This window comes from Mycobacterium lentiflavum, from assembly GCF_022374895.2.
In the GTDB taxonomy this organism is placed as follows: Bacteria; Actinomycetota; Actinomycetes; order Mycobacteriales; family Mycobacteriaceae; genus Mycobacterium; species Mycobacterium lentiflavum.
In genome coordinates this window covers 4,676,817-4,700,848 of record NZ_CP092423.2, presented here as the reverse complement: position 1 = coordinate 4,700,848, position 24,032 = coordinate 4,676,817, and the positions used below count along the sequence as shown (strand labels likewise).

Below are 24,032 nucleotides of genomic sequence, written 5' to 3'. Positions count from 1 at the left end.
GCGCCCGTGATCGTCGTGTTGTTCGACCCCCGCCGGCCGTCGCTGGTGCCCGTCGAGGCGATCGAGTACCTGACCGGTGAGATCCAGTACACCGAGGAGATGCCCGTCGCGGTGCCCTGGTCGCTGTCCTCCGCGCGCCCGGTGGACACCGGGGGCCCCGATGATCCGGCGCCGGTGTTGCTGTCGTCGGACCCCGAGCACCCCGCCGTGATCGCGCGGCTCGCCGCCGGCGCTCGGCTGATCTCGGCGCCGGACACGCCGCGCGGTGAACGTCTCGTCGACGCCGTCGCGATGATGGACAAACTGCGCACCGCCGGGCCGTGGGAAAGCGAGCAAACCCACGACTCGCTGCGCCGGTTCCTGCTGGAGGAGACTTACGAGCTGCTGGACGCGGTCCGCAGCGGCAACGCCGAGGCGCTGTGCGAAGAGCTCGGCGATGTATTGCTGCAGGTGCTCTTCCACGCCCGCATCGCCGAGGAGGCGCGGCAGTTCCCGTTCGACATCGACGACGTTGCCACCACGCTGATGCGAAAGCTGGGTAACCGTGTGCCGGGAGTACTCGCAGGCCAAACGATTTCGCTGGAAGAGCAACTGGCCCAATGGGAAGAGCGCAAAGCCGCTGAGAAACCCCGCAATTCGGTGATGGACGACGTCCATACCGGCCAGCCGGCGTTAGCGCTGGCGCAGAAGGTGATTCAGCGCGCTCATGCTGCCGGCTTGCCCGCCGATCTGATTCCCGCCGACATCACCTCTATCTCGGTGTCGACGGATATCGACGCGGAAAGTGTGCTGCGCACAACAGTTTTGGAATTCGTGGACATGGTGCGCGCGGTCGAGCGCTCGATCGCCGCCACGCGCCGCGGGGACAGCGTGCCCGAAGAGTTCGACGTGGCCCCGCTGGGCGAGGTCACCGAGGAGGAGTGGCGCGAGCACTGGCCATCCGGGGTGGCCGACGAACTCGAGCCCGAGGCAGCGGACGAGACGGACGAGGGTTTCGAGGCAGCGGACGAGGAAGACGACGAGGACGACGAGTCGGAAGACGACGGGGACGACGAGTCCGAAGATGACGACGAGTCCGCAGACGACGGGCCCCAGGACGCCGAGACGGACGACGAGAGCGGCAAGGGATCCAAGAAGTCCGGCAAAGCCACCAAGCGGAGCCGAGACCGAGGCTGATGCCGGTTTACACCGTGCTCGCAGATTTTGCCGACCAGCGATCGCCGCGACGTTTGCCGTTTTCCGTGGTCACCCGGGTAATGTGGCTTGTGAGTTGGTGAATCCCGGTGGTCGGCATTGTTTGCCCTTTGCTAGCCAAGGCGAGCGGCAGCTAAGTGAGAAATCGGCTGAAACCGCATTTGCCGGCTCAACGCGACCGGTTACGGCGATAGGTCATGGGACGATAATCATTGGGTGACGTTGGTGTAGGGGAAGTTAAGGGGAATGTGGTGTCGCCGAGGCGTTGGTTGCGGGCGTCCGCCGTGATAGGCGCGACCGCGATGCTCATGGCCTCCAGCTGCACCTGGCAACTCAGCCTCTTCATCCCCTCCGGCGTGCCGCCGCCATTCGGGGACCCGGTGCCCGCGGTGAACACTCACGCCAGCGGCCGGCCCGCAGACCAGTTGCGGGACTGGGCGCGACCCCGTGCCGCGGCCCTGGAGATCCCGCTCATCGCGTTGGAGGCGTACGCGTACGCGGCCCGGGTCGCCGAGGTCGAAAACCCCAAGTGCCACATCGCGTGGACCACGCTGGCCGGCATCGGGCAGGTCGAGAGCCACCACGGCACCTATCGCGGCGCCACGCTGTCGCCCAACGGGGATGTCAATCCACCCATCCGGGGTGTTCAGCTAGACGGCAGCGGTGGCAACCTGCGCATTGTCGACGCCGCGCAAGACACCACGGACAGCCAGCCTGCGATAGCCCGCGCGATGGGACCGATGCAGTTCATTCCGGAGACCTGGAGGTTGTACGGGGTGGACGCCCACAATGACGGCCGGCTGAGCCCGGACAACATCGACGACGCCGCCCTGGCGGCGGCGGGGTACTTATGTTGGCGCGGAAAGGATCTCGCGACGGCCCGCGGCTGGGTCACCGCGCTGCGCGCCTACAACAACTCGGGCGTCTACGCGCGCGCCGTCCGGGACTGGGCGACCGCCTACGCGGCGGGTCACCCGCTGTAGAAGGATGAATCACCGACCCAGGCTTTAGGCTGAAGGCCGGCCCGGGGCAGGCATCAGCTAGCAGACACGTTGAGGCAAGGAGATCCTAGTGCCGATTATCGAGCAGGTCGGGGCCCGCGAGATCCTCGATTCCCGCGGTAACCCGACCGTCGAAGTCGAGGTAGCCCTGATCGATGGAACCTTTGCCCGCGCGGCGGTGCCGTCCGGCGCGTCGACCGGCGAGCACGAGGCCGTCGAATTGCGCGACGGCGGCGAGCGCTACGGCGGCAAGGGCGTGGACAAAGCCGTGCAGGCCGTGCTCGACGAGATCGGCCCGGCCGTGATCGGACTGGCCGCCGACGACCAGCGGCTGGTCGACCAGGCGCTGGTGGATCTGGACGGCACCCCGGACAAGTCCCGGCTCGGCGCCAACTCCATCCTGGGTGTGTCGCTGGCCGTCGCCAAGGCCGCCGCCGATTCGGCCGAGCTGCCGCTGTTCCGCTACCTCGGCGGGCCGAACGCGCACATCCTGCCGGTGCCGATGATGAACATCCTCAACGGCGGCGCCCACGCCGATACCGGGGTCGACGTCCAGGAGTTCATGGTCGCGCCGATCGGTGCACCGAGCTTCAAGGAAGCGCTGCGCTGGGGCGCCGAGGTGTACCACTCGCTGAAGTCGGTGCTCAAGAAGCAGGGCCTGAGCACCGGGCTGGGTGACGAGGGCGGCTTCGCGCCCGACGTTGCGGGCACCAAGGCGGCGCTCGACCTGATCCTGTCGGCGATCGAAGCGACCGGCTTCAAGGCGGGATCCGACGTGGCCCTGGCACTCGATGTGGCGGCCACCGAATTCTTCACTGAGGGTGAGGGTTACAGCTTCGAGAAAGAGACCCGCAGCGCCGAGCAGATGTCCGAGTTTTACGCGAGCCTGCTCGACACTTACCCGCTGGTTTCCCTCGAGGATCCGCTTTCCGAGGACGACTGGGACGGATGGGTGGCGTTGACCACAGCCATCGGTGACCGCGTCCAGATCGTCGGAGACGACCTGTTCGTCACCAACCCGGAGCGCCTCGAAGAAGGCATCGAACGCGGCGCCGCCAACGCGCTGCTGGTCAAGGTGAACCAGATCGGCACGCTGACCGAGACGCTGGACGCGGTCGCGCTGGCTCACCACAGCGGGTATCGCACGATGATGAGCCACCGCAGCGGCGAGACCGAGGACACCACGATCGCCGACCTGGCGGTCGCCGTCGGCAGCGGGCAGATCAAGACCGGGGCGCCGGCCCGCAGCGAGCGGGTCGCCAAGTACAACCAGCTGCTGCGCATCGAGGAAGCCCTCGGCGACGCCGCCCGCTACGCCGGCGATCTGGCCTTCCCGCGCTACGCACTGGATATGAAATAGCTTGACAGTCAACGGGAAACGCGACTAGGCGTCCGATGCCCGACGCGAAACGGCCAGACCCGAAGCGCCGCTCTCCGGCGTCGCGCCCGGGGAAAGCCGGCGATTCGGTCCGGCGGGGTCGGGCCGCCAAACCGTCGTCCAAGCCGTCGTCGCGCACGTCGAAACTCGCGCAGGACGCCGCCGCTGCCCGCACGACGGCCGAGCACATCGTCGAACCCATCAAGCGGCAGATCGCCGAGTCCGTCGAGCAACGATCCGAGCAGCGGCTCGGTTTCACCGCCCGGCGCGCGGCGGTGCTGGCCGCCGTGGTCTGCGTGCTGACGTTGACGATCGCGGGACCGGTGCGCACCTATTTCGCGCAGCGCACCGAGATGGCCCAGCTGAACGCCAGTGAAGCGGCGCTGCGCCGTCAGATCGCGGACCTCGAACAGAAGAAGGTCAAGCTCGGCGATCCGGCCTATATCGCCGCGCAGGCCCGTGAGCGCCTGGGGTTCGTGATGCCGGGGGACACGCCGTTCCAGGTCCAGCTTCCGCCCGGCGCGTCCGCGTCCCCCCAGCCGGGCGCCGAGACGGCGAAGCCGTCGAGCAATGCGCCGTGGTACTCCTCGTTGTGGCACACCATCGCCGACGCGCCGCACCTGCCGCCGGCCAACGCTGGAGCGCCCTCGCCGCCCGAACCAGGCCAGCCCGCGCCGCCGCCGGAATCACCGAAGCCCACGACTCCCGGTGGTTGATCGTGTCGACCTGGAAGCGGTGGCACGCCAACTCGGTCGCGAGCCGCGCGGTGTGCTGGCAATCGCCTATCGGTGCCCCAGCGGCGAGCCCGGTGTGGTGAAGACCGCGCCGAAACTTCCTGACGGAACACCGTTTCCGACGCTGTACTACCTGACGCACCCGGCGCTCACCGCCGCGGCGAGCAGGCTGGAGACGACGGGACTGATGCGGGATATGACCGAGCGGCTGGGCACGGATCCCGAGTTGGCCGCCGCTTATCGGCGCGCGCACGAGTCGTATCTGGCCGAGCGCGACGCGATCGAACCGCTCGGGACGACGTTCTCCGGCGGCGGTATGCCGGACCGGGTCAAATGCCTGCATGTGCTGATCGCGCATTCGTTGGCCAAGGGACCCGGGGTCAATCCGCTCGGCGACGAGGCGGTCGCGTTGCTGGCCGCCGAGCCGGCCATGGCCACGGTCCTGGACGGTGCGTTGTGGCACTGAGAGCCGCCGGTGTCGACTGCGGCACCAACTCGATTCGGTTGCTGATCGCCGACGTCTTCGACGGGCAGCTGCGTGACGTGCACCGCGAGACCCGGATCGTGCGGTTGGGTCAGGGTGTCGACGCCACGGGCCAGTTCGCGCCGGAGGCGATCGAGCGGGCCAGGATCGCGCTCGTCGACTATGCGGAGCTGATGAAAGCCCATGGCGTCGAGCGGGTTCGGATGGTTGCCACCTCGGCCGCTCGCGACGTCAGCAACCGCGACGACTTCTTCGCGATGACCGCCGAGGTGCTGGGCGGGGTGCTGCCCGGCACTGTCGCCCAGGTGATCACCGGAGCCGAAGAGGCCGAGCTGTCGTTCCGCGGCGCGGTCGGTGAATTAGATAGCGCCCGTGGGCCTTTCGTTGTCGTCGACTTGGGCGGCGGCTCGACAGAGATCGTGCTGGGCGCAGACCAGGTGATCGCGAGCTACTCGGCCGACATCGGCTGTGTCCGGCTGACCGAACGCTGCCTGCACTCCGACCCGCCGACGGCTGCGGAAGTGGATGCGGCGCGTGCGTTCGTGCGCGAGCGGCTGGGGCCCGCGCTGCGGTCCGTGCCCGTCGAGGCAGCCCGGACCTGGGTCGGGCTGGCCGGTACGATGACTACGCTGTCGGCGCTGGCACACAACATGACGACGTATGATGCTGCGGCCATTCATCTTTCGCGGGTCAACGGCGACGACTTGGTGTCGGTGTGCGAGAAGCTGATCGGCATGACCAAAGCACAGCGCGTCGCGCTGCCGCCGATGCACCAGGGCCGCGCCGATGTGATCGGGGGCGGCGCGATCGTGGTGCAGGAGCTGGCCCGTGAGTTTCGCGCCCGGGCCGGCATCGACGAGCTGACCGTCAGCGAGCATGACATCCTCGACGGCATCGTGCTGTCGATCGCGTAGCAGCTGTGCGCTAACGCCGTTGAGTGTGCGTCCACGGCGGCCGGGCCCGGCGTGTCGCCGTCCTAAGCGCACACTCAACGCCCACAGCGCACTCAGACGCCCACAGCGCACTCAGGCCTCGAAGCGGTAGCCCATGCCGGATTCGGTCAGCAGGTGCTTGGGATGCGACGGGTCGTCTTCGAGTTTGCGTCGCAACTGAGCGAGATACACACGCAGGTAATGGGTTTCGGTGGCGTACGCTGGCCCCCACACCTCTTTGAGCAATTCCTCGCGGCCGACCAGCTTCCCGCGATTGCGCACCAGCACCTCGAGCATGCCCCATTCGGTCGGGGTGAGGTGCACCTCGGCGCCGCTCTTGGTGACCTTCTTGGCGGCCAGGTCGACGGTGAACGCGTCGGTTTCCACCACCGGCTCGTCCAACTCGGAGGCCGCGGCATTGCGGCGCACCGCTGCCCGCAGTCGAGCCAGAAACTCGTCCATCCCAAAGGGTTTCGTGACGTAGTCGTCAGCCCCGGCGTCCAGCGCCTCGACCTTGTCGGAAGAATCGGTGCGCGCGGACAACACGATCACCGGTACCGTCAGCCACCCGCGCAGACCGGCGAGCACCTCGATGCCCGAGATATCGGGCAGGCCGAGATCGAGGATCACCACGTCGGGTTTGTGTTCGGCCGCGGCGCGCAGGGCGCCGGCACCGGTCGCCGCGGTGACGACCTCGTAGCCGCGCACCGACAAGTTGATGCGCAGCGCGCGCAAGATGTGCGGCTCGTCGTCGATCACCAAGACTCTGGTCATCGGCGCCGCTCCTCTCCCCCGCAAGCGGGCGATGCCCCCACTGCATCGTTGCCGGAGCGGGTCATCGGACACCAATCGGTTGCGGCGGTGCAGCCAATTCTACGACGACGGTGAGTCCACCCCCAGGAGTGTCGCCGGCCGCGATGCTGCCTCCCATGGCTTCGACGAAGCCGCGCGCCACCGACATCCCCAGTCCCACACCGGTGGTGTTGTCGTGATCGCCCAGCCGCTGGAATGCCTCGAAGATCTGATCTTCGGCCCCATGCGGGATTCCAGGGCCTTCGTCGATCACATTGATCAGCACCCGATCGCCGACCCGCCCGGCGTTGACCCGAACCACGCAGTTGGGCGCGTAACGCAGCGCGTTGTCGATCAGGTTGGCAAGCACCCGTTCCAGCAGCCCGGGATCGGCCATCGCCACCGCATCGCCCACGTCGACCTTGACGCGGTCGATCGCGGATCGGTAGAAGCCGGTGGCGCCCTTGCCGATACTGACCAGCGCACGCTGCACGGATTCCTCAAGATAGACCGTACGCAGGTCCGGGCAGACCACGCCCGCTGCCAGACGCGAAGAATCAAGCAGGTTTCCGACCAAGGCGGTCAGCTGGTCGATGGATTCCTCGATGGTGGCCAGTAATTCGGCGGTGTCCTCGGCGGAGAAGGCGACGTCTTCGGCGCGCAGACTGGACACCGCGACCTTGGCCGCCGCCAGCGGTGTCCGCAAGTCATGGCTGACCGCGGAGAGCAGCGAGCGCCGCAGCTCGTCGGCGCGCACGACCGCCTCAGTTCGGCTGGCCTCCTCGGCCAGCTCGCCCTGACGGATCAGGCCGGCGGCCTGCTTGGCAACCGCGGTCAGCACCCTGCGGTCGCGGGCGGACAGCTTGCGTCCCGCCATCAGCATCCAGAATTCGTCGTCACCGACCTCGATCGCGGTATCCGCGGAATCGACTGTCACACAAGGATCTTTGCCCACGCAGGCGACGATGTAGCTCTTCTTGCCGGCGGCGCGGTCTTCCTCGCTGGGCTCGCGCAGCATGCTCACCGCGCGCTGGGAGTAGGTCTCGCGCACCCGTTCCAGCAGCGTCTCGAGGTCCGCGCCGCGCAGCACCGAACCCGCGAACAGCGTCAGCAGCTCGGCCTCTTGAGCCGCCAGTCGGGCTTCGCGGGTGCGTTTGGCGGCGAAGTCGACGAGCACCGCGACCGCGACAGCGATCAGCAACAGCACCAATTCGGTGATGGCACTGTTGGGTTCGGCGATCGTGAAACTGTGCCGCGGAGCAATCAGGAAGTAATTCAGCAGCAGTCCGGACAGCACCGCCGAAAGGGCCGCCGGGGCAACACCTCCCAGCAAGCCCACCAGCAGGACTCCGACGAAGAACAGCGCGCTTTCCCCGCCGGTGTCCAGATAGGGGTCCAGCATCGTCACCGTGACGGCGCAAATGAGCGACGGCACGATGATTGCGGCCAGCCAGGACACGATGCGTCGCTCGCGAGGGGCAAACGACGCGAAATGAAAACCCCGCTTGGATTCGTCGTGGGTGACGATGTGCACGTCGATCTTGCCCGACTGCTGGACGACGGTCGTGCCGATACCCTCCTCGAAGATGCGGGCCCATCGGGACCGTCGCGAGGTGCCGATCACCAACTGGGTGGCGTTCATCTCGCGGGCGAAATCCAATAGCGCCGTAGGCACGTCGTCACCGATCACGGTGTGCACCGACGCGTCCAGGCTGTTGGCCAGTTCGCGGATCTTGTGCATCCGGGTCTCGGACAGGCCGGCCAGCCCGTCGCCCCGGATAACATGCACAACCATCAACTCGGCGCTGGATTTCGACGCGATGCGAGATGCTCGCCGAACCAACGTTTCCGATTCCGGACCACCGGTGACCGCCACGACGACGCGCTCGCGTGCCTCCCACATATCGGTGATCTTGTTCTCCGCGCGGTACTTTGCCAGGGCGGTATCCACCTGGTCGGCCAGCCACAACAGCGCTAATTCCCTGAGGGCCGTGAGATTTCCGCGGCGAAAGTAGTTCGACAGCGCGGCGTCGATACGTTCGGGGGCATAGACATTGCCGTGGGAAAGCCTGCGCCGCAGCGCCTCCGGCGTGATATCGATGAGCTCGACCTGCGCGGCCTCGCGGACGATCGAATCCGGGATCGTCTCCTTCTGTTCGATACCGGTGATCTGGGCGACGACGTCGTTGAGGCTTTCCAGGTGCTGAATGTTGACCGTGGAGATCACGCTGATCCCGGCGTCGAGAAGTTCCTCGACGTCCTGCCAACGTTTCTGGTTCTTGCTGCCCGGTGTATTGGTGTGGGCGAGTTCGTCGACCAGCACGACCTGCGGATGACGTGCCAGCACGGCGGGCACGTCGAGTTCGGGGAAGGTGCTGCCCCGGTATTCGATGTACCGCGGCGGGATGGTTTCGATGCCTTCGATCATCTCCGCCGTCTTGCGGCGGCCATGGGTCTCCACCACGGCGGCAACCAGATCGGTGCCGCGTTCCAGGCGCCGGTGTGCCTCGCCGAGCATGGCGTACGTCTTGCCGACGCCCGGAGCCGCACCGAGATAGATGCGTAGCTCCCCGCGCTTGGGATGGTGGTCTTTGAGGGAGACGTCGCTCACGTCAACCATCATCCCCCTAAGCCGTCAGCTCGATACCGGATATTTGCGGTCGAGTTGGAGGTTGAGCTGCAACACGTTCACCGTGGGCTCTCCGAAGAATCCAAGGTCACGGCCGCTGCGGTACTGAGCCAGGACCGACTTGATCTGATCGGGGCTGACATGGCGAGTCCTGGCCACCCGGGCGACCTGGATGTCGGCGTAGGCCGGCGAGATGTCTGGGTCGAGCCCACTACCGCTGGCGGTGACCGCATCGGCGGGTACGGAGGGGTTGGCGGGTGCGGCCCCACGGATGGGCACGATCTGGCCGATCGAGTAGTCCTCGCCGTACTTCGCGCACTGCACCCGCACGCCCTGGTAGCTGGTGAGGAACGGCGTCTGCGTCGTCTGGCACGGCTCGTTGACGCTGATCACTTGGGTGGGGTGAGTGACGTTTCCGCGTGCGTCGCGAGAGCCGATCACGGAGAGCACCGCGCCCACTCCGCCGCCGGTGCAGAACGGACGCGAACCGTCCACACCCTCCAGCTGGCCCACGGTAGCGCTACGCGTGCACACCTGTGTCAGCAGGCTCGGCTTGAAGCCTGCGTCCGATGCGGACTTCCCCGCCGCCAATTGCGCTGGGTCGGCCGGTGTGTCGACGATGCTTTCCGGCCCGAGGTTGCTCGCGCTCGTCGACGTCGGGTCGTACCCGGTGCCGGCCGCCGACGGTCGGCTCTGGAAGTACTGCGGCAGTGCGTTGCCGTCCTTGTCGGTGAACAGTTGACCGATCAGCCGGCTGCCGATCGGCTTGCCGTTCACGGTGAGAATCGATCCCTCCGCCTTGTCGTGCAATCCGGGGATCTGCGCGACCAGCCAGATGAACACGGGATACGCCAAGCCGGTGATCACGGTCAGCACCAGCAGTGCACGAAAGGCGGCCCAGTGCACGCGGACGAAATTTGAAAACTTCATGTCAGGACATCCCCGGGACGAATTGGATAACGAGGTCTATCAGCTTGATCCCGACGAACGGTGCGATGATTCCGCCGAGCCCGTAGATATAGAGGTTGCGGCTCAACAGCTTTGACGCGCTGCTCGGCGTGTAGCGCACACCCCGCAGCGACAGCGGGATCAGCGCCACGATCACGACCGCATTGAAAATCACCGCGGACAGGATCGCCGACTGCGGGCTGTGCAGCCGCATGATGTTGATCAGATCTAGACCGGGAAACAGCCCTACAAACATGGCCGGGATGATCGCGAAGTACTTCGCGATGTCGTTGGCGATTGAGAACGTCGTCAATGCGCCGCGAGTGATCAGCAGCTGCTTACCGATCTCGACGATCTCGATGAGTTTCGTTGGGTCTGAGTCGAGATCGACCATGTTGCCGGCTTCTTTGGCGGCCGAGGTGCCGGTGTTCATCGCCACGCCCACGTCGGCCTGGGCCAGGGCCGGGGCGTCATTGGTGCCGTCACCGGTCATCGCGACCAGTTTGCCGCCGGCTTGTTCGCGCTTGATCAGCGCCAGTTTGTCCTCGGGCGTGGCTTCGGCGAGGAAGTCGTCGACACCGGCCTCGTCTGCAATCGCCTTGGCAGTCAACGGGTTGTCGCCGGTGATCATCACCGTTCGGATGCCCATCTTGCGCATCTCGTCGAAGCGATCCCGCATGCCTTGCTTGACAACGTCTTTGAGGTGGATGACTCCCAGCACTGCGGCCTCGCCGTCGCGGATCTCACCGACGACCAAGGGGGTGCCGCCGCCGGCAGAGATCCCGTCAACGATCTCGCCGAGCTGGTGCGACACCGTGCCGCCTTGATTGCGCACCCATTCCGAGACCGAGCTGGCCGCGCCCTTGCGTAATTGGTGCCCGTCGAGGTCGACACCCGACATCCGGGTTGTCGCTGAGAATTCCACCCATTGGGCATGGGCTAGCTCGCCCGGGGTGCGCGCGCGCAGCCCGAAGTGTTGTTTGGCGAAGACGACGACCGAGCGACCTTCCGGTGTTTCGTCGGCCAGGCTGGACAACTGCGCGGCATCGGCAAGCTGCTCATCGGTGACGCCGTCGAGCGGGATGAAGGCAGCTGCTTGGCGATTGCCTAACGTGATGGTGCCCGTCTTGTCGAGCAGCAGGGTGTTCACGTCGCCCGCAGCTTCCACCGCCCGCCCGGACATTGCCAACACGTTGCGCTGAACCAGCCGGTCCATGCCGGCGATGCCGATGGCGGACAGAAGTGCGCCGATTGTCGTGGGTATCAGACAAACCAATAGCGATACCATCACGATCCCGGTAACGCCATTTGTGTTGAGCGCCTCGGTATTTGGGACGCCGGGATTGTTCATCTTGGAGTAGATCGCGAGCGGTTGCAGGGTCGCGACGGCAAAGACGAAGATGATCGTCAACGCGGCAAGCAGGATGTTCAGGGCGATCTCATTGGGGGTTTTCTGCCGGTTGGCGCCCTCGACGAGCGCGATCATCCGGTCGATGAAGCTTTCCCCAGGCTTTTGGGTGATTTTTACGACGATCCGGTCGCTCAGCACGGTGGTGCCACCGGTGACCGCCGAACGGTCGCCCCCGGACTCCCGGATCACGGGCGCCGACTCACCGGTGATCGCCGATTCGTCAACCGATGCAATGCCTTCCACGACGTCGCCGTCGCCCGGTATGACTTGGCCGGCCTCGACGACGACGACATCGCCCTGCTGCAGCAGCGGTGCGGCGACCTCTTCCTCGACTCCAGGCGTGCCGGCTTCCCAATTCTTGAGCCGCCGGGCCATCGTCTGGGTTTTTGCTCGGCGCAGCGTTTCGGCCTGAGCTTTACCGCGTCCTTCGGCCACCGCTTCCGCGACATTGGCAAAAACCACGGTCAGCCATAGCCAAACCACGGTTAACCACGCGAACCAGGTCGGGCTGATGATCGCCAACACGGTGCTCCAGGCGGCGCCGATTTCAACGATGAACATCACCGGGTTGCGCCACAGCGTGCGCGGGTCGAGTTTGCGCAACGCATCCGGCGTTGACTTCCACAACATCTTCGGGTCGAGCAGGCCGCCCTGCACCCGTTTTTTGTTGGGCGAGGGTGAGGGCTGCGTCGGCGCAGCCGAATCGACGGTCGCGGTCATCAATGGATTCCTTCAGCGAGAGGCCCGAGCGCGAGCATGGGCAGGAAAGTGAGGGCAACAAGGATCAACGTGACGCCGGCGACCATGCCGACGAACTGTGGCCGGTGGGTGGGAAGCGTTCCCGCCGATTCCGGCGTGCTGCCCTGCTTGGCTAGCGACCCGGCCAAGGCGAGTACCAACACGATCGGCAGGAACCTGCCAAAGACCATCGCCAGTCCGAGGGCGGTGTTGTACCAGTTGGTGTTGACGCTGATCCCCGCGAATGCGGACCCGTTGTTGTTGGCGGCGGAAGTGAACGCGTACAAGACCTCCGACAGCCCGTGCGGGCCCGTGTTCAGCATGCCGGCGCGTTCGCCCGGCAGCGCCATCGCAATCGCCGTGCCGGTCAGCACGATCAGCGGTGTGACCAGGAAATAGCTTGCCGCCAGCTTGATTTCGCGCGGGTTGATCTTCTTGCCGAGGTATTCCGGAGTCCGCCCGACCATCAGGCCGGCAACGAAGACGGTGATCACGGCCAAAATCAACATGCCGTACAGGCCGGAGCCGGTGCCGCCGGGAGCGACCTCACCGAGCTGCATATTGAACAGCGCCATCATCCCGCCGAGGCTGGTGTACGAGTCGTGGAACGAGTCGACGGCACCGGTAGAGGTCAGCGTTGTCGAGTCGGCAAATACGGCCGAGTCGGCGATGCCGAACCGTTGCTCGACACCTTCCATCGCCGCACCGGTCGCGGTCGGTACCGTGCCGTGATGCTGCAATTGGAACCACAGCATGAGCGACACGCTGATGAGGTACAGCGTCCCCATGACCGAGGCGATCGCGTAGCCCTGCTTGGTGCTGCCCACCATGCGTCCGAACGTGCGCGGCAACGAAAAGCTGATCATCAGTAGCAGGAAAATCTCGAGCCAGTTCGTCCACGGATTCGGGTTTTCGAAGGGGTGCGCGGAGTTGGCGTTGTAGAAGCCGCCCCCGTTGGTGCCCAGCTCTTTGATGACTTCCTGGCTGGCCACTGGGCCGCCGGTGATGGTCTGTGGGGTACCGGCAAGTGTGTTGACAACCTGGTCGTTGAGGTGGAAGTTCTCGATCGCCCCGCCCGCGATCAACACAATCGCCCCGATGACCGCGATCGGCAGCAGGATGCGCAGCGTGCCGCGGACCAGGTCGACCCAGAAGTTTCCCAGATCACCGGTGCGCCTCCGGGCGAAGCCGCGCACCAGCGCAACCGCTACTGCGATGCCGACGGCGGCCGAGACGAAGTTCTGTACCGCCAGTCCCGCCATTTGCACCAGATGACCCTGTGTTGATTCCCCGGAGTAGGCCTGCCAGTTGGTGTTGGTGACGAAGCTGACGGCGGTGTTCCAGGCCAGCGCCGGCGTCATTTTGGTAGCCGGATCATGTAGGTGCAAAGGCAATTTGCCCTGCACGAGCTGGAATACGAACAAGAAGAGGATGCTGATCGACGAGAATGCCAAGACGCTTCGGGCGTAGGCGCCCCAGGTCTGCTCGGAGCGTGAGTCGACGCCGATCAGCCGGTAGATCACCCGCTCGACGGAGGAGTCCTTCTCCGCAGAGTAGACCCGAAACATGTAGTCGCCCAACGGCACATGCACCGCAACCAGGGCCGCGACGAGAGCGATGAGAAAGACGATCCCCGCGGACGTTGTGCTCACTAGAACCTCTCCGGGAACAGCAGGGCGCATCCGAGAAACAGGGCGAGAACGATGGAAAGTACTAGACCGACCACATTTTCGTAGTTCACAGCCGCTCGACCAACTTCTGCACCAGGCCTAACACGGCGAACACCGCCACCGTGAGCACGACGAATGCCAACACGCCCATCTTGTCTCCGTTCCGCGCCGAACGCGTGCATACGAAAGGACCCCATCGAGTCAGCCACACCGCAGTCCTCGGAGGCAAGGTCAGCTTGAAATTAATCGGGGCCAGTCCGATAGGGCCATTGGTTGATGCTTTCCTAACGGCGCCGCAGTGCACCTTTGCGATTTCTTTACGCCAGTATGTTCGAACCAGATGGCTCCGTTCGGGCGTGTGATCGCTGCCCCAGAGCCCGGCAGACCTCTCCCCGCGCGACCGCCGTGATACCGAGCCTCGACGTCGGATTCGTCTCGACCAATCACGGTTCGCGACAAAGCTTTTCGTGAAGGGCGAGTAAGGCGACGTAACGGCGTTCGACGTCAGCGCGGTCAGACTGTTCGGAAACCGATTCCACATTCGAACGCTGAATCATGGCCGCCTGATCCGTCAGGACTTGGGCGCGCTGCGGGTCGGTCGTTTGCGCCATGATCGTCGTTAACGCATCGAGCTGACGGACCATCACCGCCGGCATGCCGCGGCCGGCCTGCCGGATCTTCTCGAACGATCGTTGCACCAGCCGCTCGTAGCTGACTTGATCGGAGATGACGCGAATGACGCCGCGGCGGTCGCGATGAACTTGAGTTGGCGCCCATATCGGAGCAATTTTGCACAAGCAGTCGCCGAGCCAGTCGATGCATGTGAGTGCGGTGAAGGTGTCGTTGACGGCCGGAGACAGTGCTCGAATCGCGATTTCGACGAGCTGGTCGACGCCGAAGGCGACATCCTGTGTCAGGGTGCGATGCGGTCCGGTTGCCTGAGCCCGCGCCAGGTAGTCGGCCACCCGCTCGGCGGCGGTCTCGGGCCATACGCTGGCCAGCTCACGGCCTTCGACCAAAAAGTGCCCCGGGCGATAAGGCAGCCGGATCACCGCGTCGGCCTGGGCGGCGACGCGTACCAGCGTCTGATGCCGGATGAATTGCAGGTAACCGCTTTTGGGAGTGGGTATGACGGTGCCGGCGGTTTCAATTCTGCTGAGCAGCTCGTCGAGCGTAGGACCTAGCGCAGGGTCTCGGGTCGCGAATTCCGGTCGGTCTTCACTCTGTACCGCCACGGCTCGGGCCAGATCTCTGGCGATGCCGGCAATCACTTGGGGCAGCTGGATTTGGGTGGCGATGTGGTGAATGAAATAGATCAGGACCATGACATCGATCAGAACCAGGCCGAAAGCAGTCGTGATCGAGATGTGGGGCACGAAGTCGCCGTTATCTCCGGGTCCGATCGAAACGAGCGTCACAATGCAGTACACGAACGTCGCCACGAATGCTCCCAGCGTGAGCTGGGTGCCGCGGTCGCGGATGAAGTTTCGTAGCATCCGCGGACCGAACTGCGTCGACGCCAGCGTCAACGTCACGATGGTGATTGAAAAAACGATGCCGACGACGGTGATCACCGAGGCCGCAATAGCGGTCAATATCTGACGCGCTGCATCGGCGGTGCCGCTGATCACCCATGCCGGCGGCCGGATTTCACCCCGGTACGTGGCCCGGTCCAACCACAGCGTCAGGGTGAAAAGGCCGAGCGCAACGAGTGTCACCATCGCCGGAACCAACCACAAATTGGTGCGCAGCTCTTCTCGACGCCACTCCGGCCATACCAGACGGGGGCTTAGCATCACATCGGCACAGCCGCTGGCAAACGCACGGCGCAGCGTTCTATCACGGCGGTTATCTAACTGACCAGCCCTGATAAGCGCAAGTCCCGGTGGGCAACGCGGGCCGGGTTCGCCGGTCGAAAATGTTCCGTAAAGATTTGGACAGCGATCGTATGGATGCTGTTTGGACCAAAGCCCGCTTTGGGCCGAAGGCGTCAATCTGGCTTCATGCACGACACGCGCGACCGAGTTGCTCAACCCGGCATGGCCCCGCCGACCCGCACGGAACTTTCCGCGCGGGGACGGTGGTCGCGACTGCTCGAGGGCGCCCACCCGTGGGGATCGTTTGTTGCCACGGTCGGACGATATGGGGTGCAACGCTTTCAGTTGGTCGTCTATCCGCCCGGAAGCAGCGTCGCCGATCGGCAATTGGCGCGGCTATGGCGGGGATGGCCGATAAGTGGCGCTGCCCTCGGGTTGATCGCCATGGTGGTGCTCGGCGAGGTCGCGGCCTCGCCCGACACCGTGCTGGCGTTCGCCGTCGGCTGCTACGTAACCATCGGCGCTGTGCTTTTCCTGACGGCCGGACCCACTCGCGTGCAGGTCAGGTCTGTGTCGATCGCCCTGATGCCCCAAGCCGCCGACGGTTGCGAACTAAATAGGTACGTCGAGGGTCTGAGCTTGGCCACCATGTTGACCCGCGCCGACCGGTTGCTCAAGGTGGGTGCGATCTCGTCGGGCGAGCATGAGGGGATTTGGCGGGAAGCCTACGAGCGTCTCGCAGCGATCCAAGTCTGAGGTGCGGTCGCGGACTCCCGTGCCCGCCTGCGTGCGGAGTGGCCGTGTTCGCCGTTCTCGAAATGCAAGTGGCACAGCGAATTTCACGGCAGCGCCAGCGCACTCTCGGCGAGAGCACACCCAGACTGGCCGCGGGCTAAGCGCTCGGACCGTCGATCATCGGCAGCCGCATCCGGAACACCGTTCGGCTGTGCGCGGATTCGGCACTGACCGAGCCGTGATGGGCTTTGACGATCGAACTGACGATGGCCAGGCCCAGCCCGATGCCCGACCCGTCGGATCGGGAGGTGTTCGCGCGGACGAATCGTTCGAAGAGCCGGGGGAGCAGATCCGCGTCGATGCCGGGACCGTCATCGGCAACGGTCAACTCCGCGTGCGGTGCGCCGGAATCGCTGCGGTGGTAGGTGATTGCGGTGGTGACCGTGACGCCGGGCGGCGTGTGCAGGCGGGCGTTGCTGTGCAGATTGCTGACAGCTTGATGCAGCCGGGCGTGGTCGCCGCGCACCCAGACCGGGCCTTCGGGCAGGTCTTTGAGCCACGTGTGCGTCGGCGCCGCGACCGCTGCGTCGTTCACCGCGTTGACGACCAGTTCGGCCAGGTCCACGTCTTCGTTCTGCAGGTCCTCACCCTCGCCCAGGCGCGAGAGCAGCAGCAGCTCCTCGACGAGCAGGGACATCCGCTGTGCCTCGGACTCGATGCGCGCCAGCGCGTACTCGGTGGTCGGCGGTAGCGCCGAGCTGTCCTGGCGGGTCAGCTCCGCGTAGCCCTGAATCGCCGCCAGCGGCGTTCGCAGCTCGTGGCTGGCGTCGGTGAGGAATTGCCGCATCCGCATGTCGGAGTCGACGCGATGCGCCAGGGCGCTATCCACGTTGTCCAGCAACCGGTTCAATGTGTGCCCGACGATGCCGACCTCGTTGTCGGGGTCGGTGTCTTCCTGCCGGACCCGCACGCTGATCCGGTGGTCGTCGCCGGTGAGCGGCATTGCCGCGACTTCCGCGGCGGTCGCCGCGACCCGGCGCAGCGGGCGAAGTGTGTAGCCGACCACCCAGACGGTGAGCCCGGCGGTGATCACCAGGGCGGCCGCGATCAGCAGGCTGGTGGTGATGTACTTGCGGGCCATGATCTGGTCGGCCAGTTTCACCGACATCCCGACGATCAGCAGATCGGATCCCTCGCGCCTGCTATCGACGCGATAGGCGCCCAGGCTGCCGAGCCGTACGGTCCTGGGCGGCGCGTCGGTCCAGGACAGCGATTCGATCGCGTGAATCACGTCGGGCGGCGCGGGTTTTGGCTCGTCTTCGGAGAACACCGCAGACCCGATCACGGTGCGGTTGTGCACCACGGCGATCAGGTTGCCCGGTGTTTGTCCGGTGAATTCCAGCATCGCCTGGTCCACCGGCGGAGTGCGGCGGTGCGCCGAGGTGTGCTCGCCGTTTCGGTATCGGGTGTAGGAGTTGCTCAGCGCATCGAGCGATTCGGCGACATCGGCGTCGCTGATCGCGGTGACGTAGCCGCGCAGGCTGAGCACCGAGACCACGCCGACAGACACCAAAACCACTGTAACAACGGCTAATACGCCTATCAGTAATTGGCGGCGCAGCGACCGGGGCAACCAGAAAGGGGTATTGCGCCGGCCCGTCATTCCAGGGGTCGCAGCATGTATCCAACACCTCGCACGGTGTGGATCATCGGCTCCCGGCCGGAGTCGATTTTCTTTCGTAGATACGAGATGTACAGATCGACAATGCTGGTGCGCCCCGCGAAGTCGTAGTTCCAGACACGGTCCAGGATTTCGGTGCGGCTCAGCGCACGGCGCGGATTGCGCATCAGGAAACGCAGCAATTCGAACTCGGTCGACGACAGCGATATCGGCGTGCCGTCGCGGGTGACTTCGCGGCTGGCGGTGTCCAGCCGAAGATCGCCGACCTTCAGCGCTTCGGCGGCCGGCGGGGACAGCTGGCTCGACCGGCGCAGCAACCCGCGAAGACGTGCGACCAGCTCCTCGAGGCTGAACGGCTTGGTCATGTAGTCGTCGGCGCCGGCGGTCAGGCCGGTGACCCGGTCCATCACCGAATCGCGTGCGGTCAAGAACAGCGTCGGGGTGTAGACGTCGGATTCACGGATCCGCTGCAGAATGCGCAGGCCATCCATGTCCGGCAGCATGATGTCGAGGACGAGCACATCCGGCGTCACCCGGTCGAACTTGGCCAGTGCTTCACGTCCGTTGTGGGCGATCTCCACCACCCAGCCCTCGTAGTGCAGGGCCATTTTGACGAGGTTGGTGAGCGCCGGCTCGTCGTCCACCAGCAAAACCCGGATCGGTGAACCGTCGGCGCGATAGATCCTCGGCAGCTGTCCAAGGATGGCTTGACGGGGGCGCTGGCTACCCGCGTATCCGGAGGTTACGGCGGTCATGTCCTCGAATTCTCGCAAAGCGCATAAGCGCTTGTCACGGAGTTCATAGACTTCTCAAATCTTACCGAGTCCGGGGTTCAAGTGCGGCGCTGACGTGGTGCCGAACGGCGTTGTGCTTCAACGAATTTCGTCGACCCGATCACACGGGCCGGCCAATCCGGCGGCAACGACACAGCGCGAGGCGCGCGGGGGTTCCATGGCGCACATACAACGGGGCCGCACACCGATTGGTGTGCGGCCCCGGGTGAAGCGAAGGGTGTGTCAGGCCCAGCTGGACCCGACGGCGCTGTCGGTGCTGGCCATGTTGTTGCCCGCGGTCTGCACCTTCTGCCCGTGCTGATTGGCCTGCTCGTAGATCACCTGGAAGTTGCGACCCAACTGGGTGATGAACTCCTGGCACGCCACCGAACCGGCGCCACCCCAGAAGTCACCGGCAGCCAGCACATCACGCACGATGGCCTGGTGCTCGGCCTCCAACGAAGCGGCCTGCGCGCGGATGAGGGCACCGTGCGCGTCCACATCTCCGAACTGGTAATTGATCGACATCGTCTATCCTCCTGAATGAAAAGTTTTGGGATCCAGTAGTTTTCGCGGCTAGTGGCCGAGGGCTTGCTGCGAGGCCTGCTCTTGCGTCTCGTAGTTGTTGGCGTCACGGATCAGTCCGTCACGCACGCCGTGGAGCATGTTGACAATGTTGTTGAACGCCTGGTTCATCTGACCCATCGTGTCGTACGACGTGGCCTGAGCCTGACCGCTCCAGCCCGCACCGGCGATGTTCATCGACGACGCCCACATCTTGCGAGCCTCGTCCGACACCGTCTGCGCGTGCATCTCAAAACGGCCCGCCATCGCACGCATCGCGTGCGGGTCGGTCATAAAACGTGTTGCCATGTTGCCTTTCTCCTTATTTTCGGGTGATGCCTTCGGTAGGTGGAAGTCTTGGCGCGGTGGTAGCCGCGCAGCGGATAGATTACGGCGCAGCGGTTAACTGCCAGCCTCGGGCGAGTTACATGTGGTCCCTGATTTTGGCCGTCACACGACAACCTGCTTGGGCATGACGATCGGCTTGAAGCCGTACCGCGGACCCGAGCCGAAGGCACCGGCGCCCTTGGCTCCGGCCACCATGCCGGGCATGCCGGGCGCGCCCATGACCGAGGCTTCCTCGGTGGCGGCGGTCCAGCCCGATCCCTCGATCGGGGCGGTCGCGGCCGCCAACTCCGTCGCCGGGGCAGCGTTTGCCGCCCAACTGGCCGGCACCGAGAGACGGCTTACGGTCTGCGCCCCACCGAGGCTCGCCGTCGCTGCGCTGCCCAGGCCTCCCGCACCCGCCATCGGTGACACCGAGCTGACCACGGCGCCCTCGATGACGCCGCCCGCACCGGCCGGCACCACGTCGCTGACCGCGGCCGCCGGCACGGCGGCGCCGGCAAGAACGTGGCCCAGCGACACCGCGGTCGGAATGGTGATCATGGTGAACCAGGCCGCGGTGTTGACCGCACCGTTGATGGCGTTCAGCACAGAAGGCGTGCCGAGGAAGCCGTCGATCGACTGCAGCAGGTTGTTGCTGGTAAACGGAAGTTGCAGCGCGTCGGTCAGCGAGCTCAGATCGAGTGCTTGCAGCGCCTGGGGTGCTGCCAAGTCCGCCGCTTGGACCGGGGCGTCGGCGGCTTGCACGGCCGGGTCCACGGTGGAGGCCAGCGGGGTCACCGGCTGCAGCATCCCGGCGGCCGCGTCACTGGCCGCCTGGTACGCGCTCATTGCGGTGGCGTCTTGGACCCACATCTCGGAGTACTCCATCTCCAATTCCGTCACCTGCGGAAGGGTGAAGGGGAGCCCGGCGAGTGCGGCCGTAAATTCCGCGCGGTTGGTGAAGACCAGCGCGGGGTTGACCACCCCCGCGTGAGCGGCCTCGAACGCCGCCGCCGACGATGCCGCAGCGGAGCTCGCCTGCTCGAGTGCGGTCGCCGTGTCGGTTAGGTAGGTCACGATCGGCTGCGCCGCGGTGGCTGCCGCGGCCGACCCACCACCCGTCCACGCCTCGGTGGTCAGCAGCGAGATGATCGACTCCCATGAGGTTGCCGTGGTGCTCACCTCGGCGGCCAGGTTGGCGTACGCGGTCGCGGCAGCCATCAGCGGCGCCGAGCCGGGGCCGCTCCACACGAGCGTCGAGGTGATCTCCGGAGGTAGTGCTGCAAAGTCCATAACCATTTTTGTATTCGCTCCTGTTCGAAGAATTCGCTTGGTGGTTAACCGTGAAAGCGCTAGACGGCAGTCGATTTCGGCATGACGATCGGCTTGACGCCGTATCGCGGCGCACCGAAGCCGCTGGAAGCGCGTCCCGCGCCGGTGACCATGCCGGGCATGCCGGCGATCGGCGTGCCGGTGCCGGCCGCTGGCGCGGCGGAGGTCCAGCCCACGGTGTGCAGTGGCGTGGCGGTGGTCCCGACCACCGGAGTGACCTGACCGCCGACCCAACTCGGCGGTACCGCCAGATTGCCGACCAGGGTGCCCTGGCCGATGCCGGCGACCACCGGCATCGCGGCACCGCCGCCCATGCCTGCTGGCATCGGGGTGGTCGAGGCGGCCAGGTCCGCGGCGCCCGCCGCCGCGGCCGCGTCGCCGATCGTGTCGCTACCGGCTGGGAGCAGACCACCACCGGCCATACCGACGAGGTTCGATGCGGCCGAAGCCCAGTTGCCGGCACCGATGTTCAAGATGTTGGCACTGTTGCTGGAGAGGCCGAACATGCCGCCGAGCATCGCCGAGTTGGTGAAGTTACCGGTGCCACCCAGGAGGTACTGCAGAATGTCGAGGCCGGTGCTGCCGGGGCCGGCCGCCTGAACCTGCGAAACAGGATCTGCAAGCAGGCTGAATTGCGAGGGGTCGGCGGACTGAAGCAGGGCCGATGCCGCGTTGTTGGCCTCGGTGTCGCTGTAGCTGGTGGAGCTGGTGCCCAGGTTGGTCGTATACGTTTCCAGCTGGGTCTGAGCTTCCGCGGCGGTCGTCTGGTAGGTGGTGCCGAACGCCGAGAAAAGCGCCGCCTGCTGCAGCGACACCGCATCGGCGCCGGCCGGAGCGACAACCGTGGTCGCGGCCGCGGCGCCGGCATTCTGCGCCGCAAGGTTGGCATTGATCGCTTCCAGCTGCCCCTGCGCGGCAAGCAACTCTTCAGTCACTGTTGTCAGGAATGACATCCATTACTCCTCTAGTGTTCGAAACTCGTCGACCCGAAACCTTGGACCGACCCTGAGTGTTTGCGTACCAGCCCCTGAGTACTGGCGTAAGGCTAATTTCCCCGATGCCTAAGTTCCCGATCGAAAGGGCGCGGGTGACGGGCGTTTACGGCGTCTTAACGACGACGCAGGCAGTTTTAACAGGGTCCTGGCGGTCGACACGGCGGTGTCACCTGACGCAAAGGGCCGATTAGCTGTAAGTAGCGCGGCGCGCGGATCTTACGCGAAGTGCACCCGGCACGCACGCTCTGGAGTTGGCCGAATTCGGGGGACGCGGTGGTTGCCAATCGGGTCTCGCGCGCTAGATTCGCCGCCGGGGCCCCCATAGCCCAATTGGCAGAGGCAGCGGACTTAAAATCCGCCCAGTGTCGGTTCGAGTCCGACTGGGGGCACGGAAATTGGAGCGTGGTTCCGGGCGCTCGCCCACGCCGCCGGACCGTAGCTGAACGTGCAACCGCCGTCGCCGCGGCGCCCGTTCGTCAGGTTCGACCGTGGATCTCAGACATCGCACCCTGGTAGTAATCGATGATGTCGGCCCCGGTGATCGAGACGTCGCTTTTGCGGCCGAGGAAGAACACGCTGCTGGCCCCGTCGATTGCGTGTCTCGGGTCGAGGATGCGGTCGATCCAGCTGAGCCAGAAAAAGCAGAGCACCGCGAGCCTGCCAAGCCGGCGGGAGCGGGTCAGCGCCCGGACGAAATAGTCGATCGACCAACGCAAAGCGGTGCCGGGCCCGGCCACACATCCGGAGTCAATGCGTTCGAATCTGCGGAATAAATAGCGGTGCCCGCTATCGGTGAAACGGGTCAAATCGTAAGGGCCCTCGGAGACCTGCTGGATGAACGGCGAGTCGGCGTACACGATTCCTCGGCCACGCAGCACCCGGTGGATCTCCTTCGCGACTACCGTCGGCTCGAGCACATACTGAAGCACCGCCTGGACGACCACGCCATCGACGGAGGCGTCGGCCAGCGGGATCGCGTGACCGTCGGCGACGAATTGCACGATCGGGCTGGCGTAGATATCAAAGGCGATGAGATCGACATCCGGGTCGCCGTAGAGCTTCGCCAAGCCGTCGCCCTGGGAACCGCCCCCGATCACGAGAACCCGCGCGCGTCGCCCGGTCGCGGCAGCGTCGGCCCGGAGTAACTCGAGCATCCGGTCGACGCTGGCCGCAGCGACGGTGTTGGCGGGGTGTACCAGCGCACGCAGTGTGCGGTTAAGCCCGGACCGGGCGATATCGGAGGCGCCCTGAGAAGCCTGCAACCGATCGGCGTCGACCACGCTGTGCTCGAAGTCGACGAGGGCCGGCACCCCGGAGACGGTCGGGAACGGCACTTCGGCGTATCTGCAGGACGTGTTGCTGCATCGCCAGGAACCGGCGTCGGAGAGCACCGCGCCAGCGCAGCGCGGACAGATGAACAGCTTTTCGCGGACCATCGTGTCCAGGGCAAGCACCGATCAACCTTAGCTCGCGACCATCCGCAGGAAGCGAAATCGTCTCTGGAGCTGCGAGGTCAGCTCTACATTTTGCTGCGGTTCTCCGGGCAGTAAGCCGCAACCGCCGCACCGACGATGCTGCCGGCGCCCATGTTGCTCACTCCCAGCGCTTTCTTCACGTCGTCGACGGTCTGGGCCATCGTGTCCCCGGCGTCAAAGTCCTGACACACCGCGTGGCCGGCGTTGATCATCATCTGGTCCTGGCCGCCGGGCCAGGAGAGCCCACGCTGCTGCAGCGTGCGCAGGTAGGTGTCATCCGCCCCGTCGGCATGGGCGATCGGGGCAGCGGCGATGGCGACAAGGCCGGTCGCCACGGCGGCGATCGGGCCCGCCAACCATGCCGTGTTCTTCATTCGTCGACCCCCTTGATGTGAACCGTGCAGGACCAGAATCCTAACTTC

The 24,032-nt window shown here is 65.5% G+C and carries 22 protein-coding genes and 1 tRNA gene; 8 read left to right on the top strand and 15 right to left on the bottom strand.

Annotation, left to right across the window (positions count from 1 at the left end; genetic code table 11):
* Positions 1-6 precede the first annotated feature (6 nt).
* The 6 genes from MJO58_RS21825 (at position 7) to MJO58_RS21800 (ending at position 5,705) form a co-directional block, all read left to right on the top strand.
* Entirely contained in the window at positions 7-1,176 is a 1,170-nt protein-coding gene (locus MJO58_RS21825; RefSeq protein WP_090605865.1) for a nucleoside triphosphate pyrophosphohydrolase, read from the top strand.
* A 269-nt stretch (positions 1,177-1,445) separates the two neighbouring features.
* Positions 1,446-2,177, top strand: coding sequence for a lytic transglycosylase domain-containing protein (locus MJO58_RS21820; RefSeq protein ID WP_090609559.1), 732 nt, complete (start codon positions 1,446-1,448; stop codon positions 2,175-2,177).
* An 88-nt stretch (positions 2,178-2,265) separates the two neighbouring features.
* Positions 2,266-3,555: a phosphopyruvate hydratase gene (gene eno, locus MJO58_RS21815; protein ID WP_239720919.1), complete on the top strand. Its 1,290-nt coding sequence runs from the start codon at positions 2,266-2,268 to the stop codon at positions 3,553-3,555.
* Between the two features lie 35 nt (positions 3,556-3,590).
* Entirely contained in the window at positions 3,591-4,289 is a 699-nt protein-coding gene (locus tag MJO58_RS21810; protein ID WP_090605858.1) for an FtsB family cell division protein, read from the top strand.
* The gene (locus MJO58_RS21805; protein WP_090605856.1) at positions 4,282-4,773 is read left to right on the top strand and encodes a DUF501 domain-containing protein; all 492 of its coding nucleotides are present in this window, start codon (positions 4,282-4,284) and stop codon (positions 4,771-4,773) included. Before MJO58_RS21810 ends, MJO58_RS21805 begins: the two co-directional genes overlap by 8 nt.
* The gene (locus tag MJO58_RS21800; RefSeq protein WP_090605853.1) at positions 4,764-5,705 is read left to right on the top strand and encodes a Ppx/GppA phosphatase family protein; all 942 of its coding nucleotides are present in this window, start codon (positions 4,764-4,766) and stop codon (positions 5,703-5,705) included. Before MJO58_RS21805 ends, MJO58_RS21800 begins: the two co-directional genes overlap by 10 nt.
* A gap of 111 nt (positions 5,706-5,816) precedes the next feature.
* Here MJO58_RS21800 and MJO58_RS21795 read toward each other — a convergent pair whose 3' ends face one another.
* The 7 genes from MJO58_RS21795 to MJO58_RS21765 form a co-directional block, all read right to left on the bottom strand.
* The gene (locus tag MJO58_RS21795) at positions 5,817-6,497 is read right to left on the bottom strand and encodes a response regulator (RefSeq protein ID WP_090605850.1); all 681 of its coding nucleotides are present in this window, start codon (positions 6,495-6,497) and stop codon (positions 5,817-5,819) included.
* A 61-nt stretch (positions 6,498-6,558) separates the two neighbouring features.
* Entirely contained in the window at positions 6,559-9,138 is a 2,580-nt protein-coding gene (locus tag MJO58_RS21790) for a sensor histidine kinase (protein WP_090605847.1), read from the bottom strand.
* Positions 9,139-9,150: 12 nt separating this feature from the next.
* Positions 9,151-10,074, bottom strand: a complete 924-nt coding sequence (locus MJO58_RS21785) for a potassium-transporting ATPase subunit C (protein WP_090605845.1) — start codon at positions 10,072-10,074, stop codon at positions 9,151-9,153.
* Between the two features lies 1 nt (position 10,075).
* On the bottom strand, positions 10,076-12,223 hold the full coding sequence (gene kdpB / locus MJO58_RS21780) for a potassium-transporting ATPase subunit KdpB (RefSeq protein ID WP_090605843.1): 2,148 nt from the start codon (positions 12,221-12,223) through the stop codon (positions 10,076-10,078).
* Complete coding sequence (kdpA, locus tag MJO58_RS21775) at positions 12,223-13,893, bottom strand: potassium-transporting ATPase subunit KdpA (protein ID WP_090605840.1); 1,671 nt, start codon at positions 13,891-13,893, stop codon at positions 12,223-12,225. The genes kdpB and kdpA overlap by 1 nt, the downstream gene beginning before the upstream one ends.
* Positions 13,894-13,978: 85 nt before the next feature.
* Entirely contained in the window at positions 13,979-14,122 is a 144-nt protein-coding gene (locus tag MJO58_RS21770; RefSeq protein ID WP_175364301.1) for a hypothetical protein, read from the bottom strand.
* A gap of 232 nt (positions 14,123-14,354) precedes the next feature.
* Positions 14,355-15,944, bottom strand: a complete 1,590-nt coding sequence (locus tag MJO58_RS21765; protein ID WP_239720918.1) for a DUF2254 domain-containing protein — start codon at positions 15,942-15,944, stop codon at positions 14,355-14,357.
* On the opposite strand from MJO58_RS21765, the gene MJO58_RS21760 reads away from it, so the two are divergent.
* Positions 15,915-16,484 carry a DUF6611 family protein gene (locus MJO58_RS21760; RefSeq protein ID WP_239720916.1) on the top strand — a complete coding sequence of 190 codons (570 nt, stop codon included), beginning with the start codon at positions 15,915-15,917 and terminating at the stop codon, positions 16,482-16,484. The two genes, MJO58_RS21765 and MJO58_RS21760, sit on opposite strands and share 30 nt — an antisense overlap.
* 136 nt (positions 16,485-16,620) lie before the next feature.
* Here the strand turns inward: MJO58_RS21760 and MJO58_RS21755 are convergent, their stop codons facing one another.
* The 6 genes from MJO58_RS21755 to MJO58_RS21730 all read right to left on the bottom strand — a co-directional run bounded on the left by MJO58_RS21755 (position 16,621) and on the right by MJO58_RS21730 (position 22,093).
* Positions 16,621-18,126, bottom strand: a complete 1,506-nt coding sequence (locus MJO58_RS21755) for a sensor histidine kinase (RefSeq protein ID WP_239720915.1) — start codon at positions 18,124-18,126, stop codon at positions 16,621-16,623.
* The gene (locus MJO58_RS21750; RefSeq protein ID WP_090605832.1) at positions 18,123-18,899 is read right to left on the bottom strand and encodes a response regulator transcription factor; all 777 of its coding nucleotides are present in this window, start codon (positions 18,897-18,899) and stop codon (positions 18,123-18,125) included. The genes MJO58_RS21755 and MJO58_RS21750 overlap by 4 nt, the downstream gene beginning before the upstream one ends.
* A gap of 261 nt (positions 18,900-19,160) precedes the next feature.
* Positions 19,161-19,445, bottom strand: coding sequence for a WXG100 family type VII secretion target (locus MJO58_RS21745; RefSeq protein ID WP_036469090.1), 285 nt, complete (start codon positions 19,443-19,445; stop codon positions 19,161-19,163).
* Positions 19,446-19,493: 48 nt separating this feature from the next.
* Positions 19,494-19,790, bottom strand: coding sequence for a WXG100 family type VII secretion target (locus tag MJO58_RS21740; RefSeq protein WP_090602180.1), 297 nt, complete (start codon positions 19,788-19,790; stop codon positions 19,494-19,496).
* A 141-nt stretch (positions 19,791-19,931) separates the two neighbouring features.
* A complete protein-coding gene (locus tag MJO58_RS21735) occupies positions 19,932-21,107 on the bottom strand; it encodes a PPE family protein, SVP subgroup (protein WP_090605827.1) in 1,176 nt (391 codons plus the stop codon).
* A 53-nt stretch (positions 21,108-21,160) separates the two neighbouring features.
* Positions 21,161-22,093 carry a PE family protein gene (locus MJO58_RS21730; RefSeq protein WP_090605824.1) on the bottom strand — a complete coding sequence of 311 codons (933 nt, stop codon included), beginning with the start codon at positions 22,091-22,093 and terminating at the stop codon, positions 21,161-21,163.
* Positions 22,094-22,450: 357 nt separating this feature from the next.
* On the opposite strand from MJO58_RS21730, the gene MJO58_RS21725 reads away from it, so the two are divergent.
* Positions 22,451-22,524: transfer RNA gene (locus MJO58_RS21725), tRNA-Leu, on the top strand.
* Between the two features lie 87 nt (positions 22,525-22,611).
* Here MJO58_RS21725 and MJO58_RS21720 read toward each other — a convergent pair.
* On the bottom strand, positions 22,612-23,589 hold the full coding sequence (locus MJO58_RS21720) for a class I SAM-dependent methyltransferase (protein WP_239720914.1): 978 nt from the start codon (positions 23,587-23,589) through the stop codon (positions 22,612-22,614).
* A gap of 65 nt (positions 23,590-23,654) precedes the next feature.
* Positions 23,655-23,984 (bottom strand): DUF732 domain-containing protein, encoded by a 330-nt coding sequence (locus tag MJO58_RS21715; protein ID WP_090605820.1) that lies wholly within the window; start codon positions 23,982-23,984, stop codon positions 23,655-23,657.
* Between the last annotated feature and the right edge of the window lie 48 nt (positions 23,985-24,032).

Bases quoted from the DNA above. Each gene is read 5' to 3' on its own strand.
- MJO58_RS21735 (WP_090605827.1), bottom strand. From the start codon at position 21,107: ATGGTTATGGACTTTGCAGCACTACCTCCGGAGATCACCTCGACGCTC.
- MJO58_RS21810 (WP_090605858.1), top strand. From the start codon at position 3,591: ATGCCCGACGCGAAACGGCCAGACCCGAAGCGCCGCTCTCCGGCGTCG.
- kdpB (WP_090605843.1), bottom strand. From the start codon at position 12,223: ATGACCGCGACCGTCGATTCGGCTGCGCCGACGCAGCCCTCACCCTCG.
- MJO58_RS21795 (WP_090605850.1), bottom strand. From the start codon at position 6,497: ATGACCAGAGTCTTGGTGATCGACGACGAGCCGCACATCTTGCGCGCG.
- MJO58_RS21750 (WP_090605832.1), bottom strand. From the start codon at position 18,899: ATGACCGCCGTAACCTCCGGATACGCGGGTAGCCAGCGCCCCCGTCAA.
- MJO58_RS21730 (WP_090605824.1), bottom strand. From the start codon at position 22,093: ATGTCATTCCTGACAACAGTGACTGAAGAGTTGCTTGCCGCGCAGGGG.
- MJO58_RS21745 (WP_036469090.1), bottom strand. From the start codon at position 19,445: ATGTCGATCAATTACCAGTTCGGAGATGTGGACGCGCACGGTGCCCTC.
- MJO58_RS21760 (WP_239720916.1), top strand. From the start codon at position 15,915: ATGCACGACACGCGCGACCGAGTTGCTCAACCCGGCATGGCCCCGCCG.
- MJO58_RS21790 (WP_090605847.1), bottom strand. From the start codon at position 9,138: ATGATGGTTGACGTGAGCGACGTCTCCCTCAAAGACCACCATCCCAAG.
- MJO58_RS21785 (WP_090605845.1), bottom strand. From the start codon at position 10,074: ATGAAGTTTTCAAATTTCGTCCGCGTGCACTGGGCCGCCTTTCGTGCA.
- MJO58_RS21715 (WP_090605820.1), bottom strand. From the start codon at position 23,984: ATGAAGAACACGGCATGGTTGGCGGGCCCGATCGCCGCCGTGGCGACC.
- MJO58_RS21740 (WP_090602180.1), bottom strand. From the start codon at position 19,790: ATGGCAACACGTTTTATGACCGACCCGCACGCGATGCGTGCGATGGCG.
- MJO58_RS21755 (WP_239720915.1), bottom strand. From the start codon at position 18,126: ATGACGGGCCGGCGCAATACCCCTTTCTGGTTGCCCCGGTCGCTGCGC.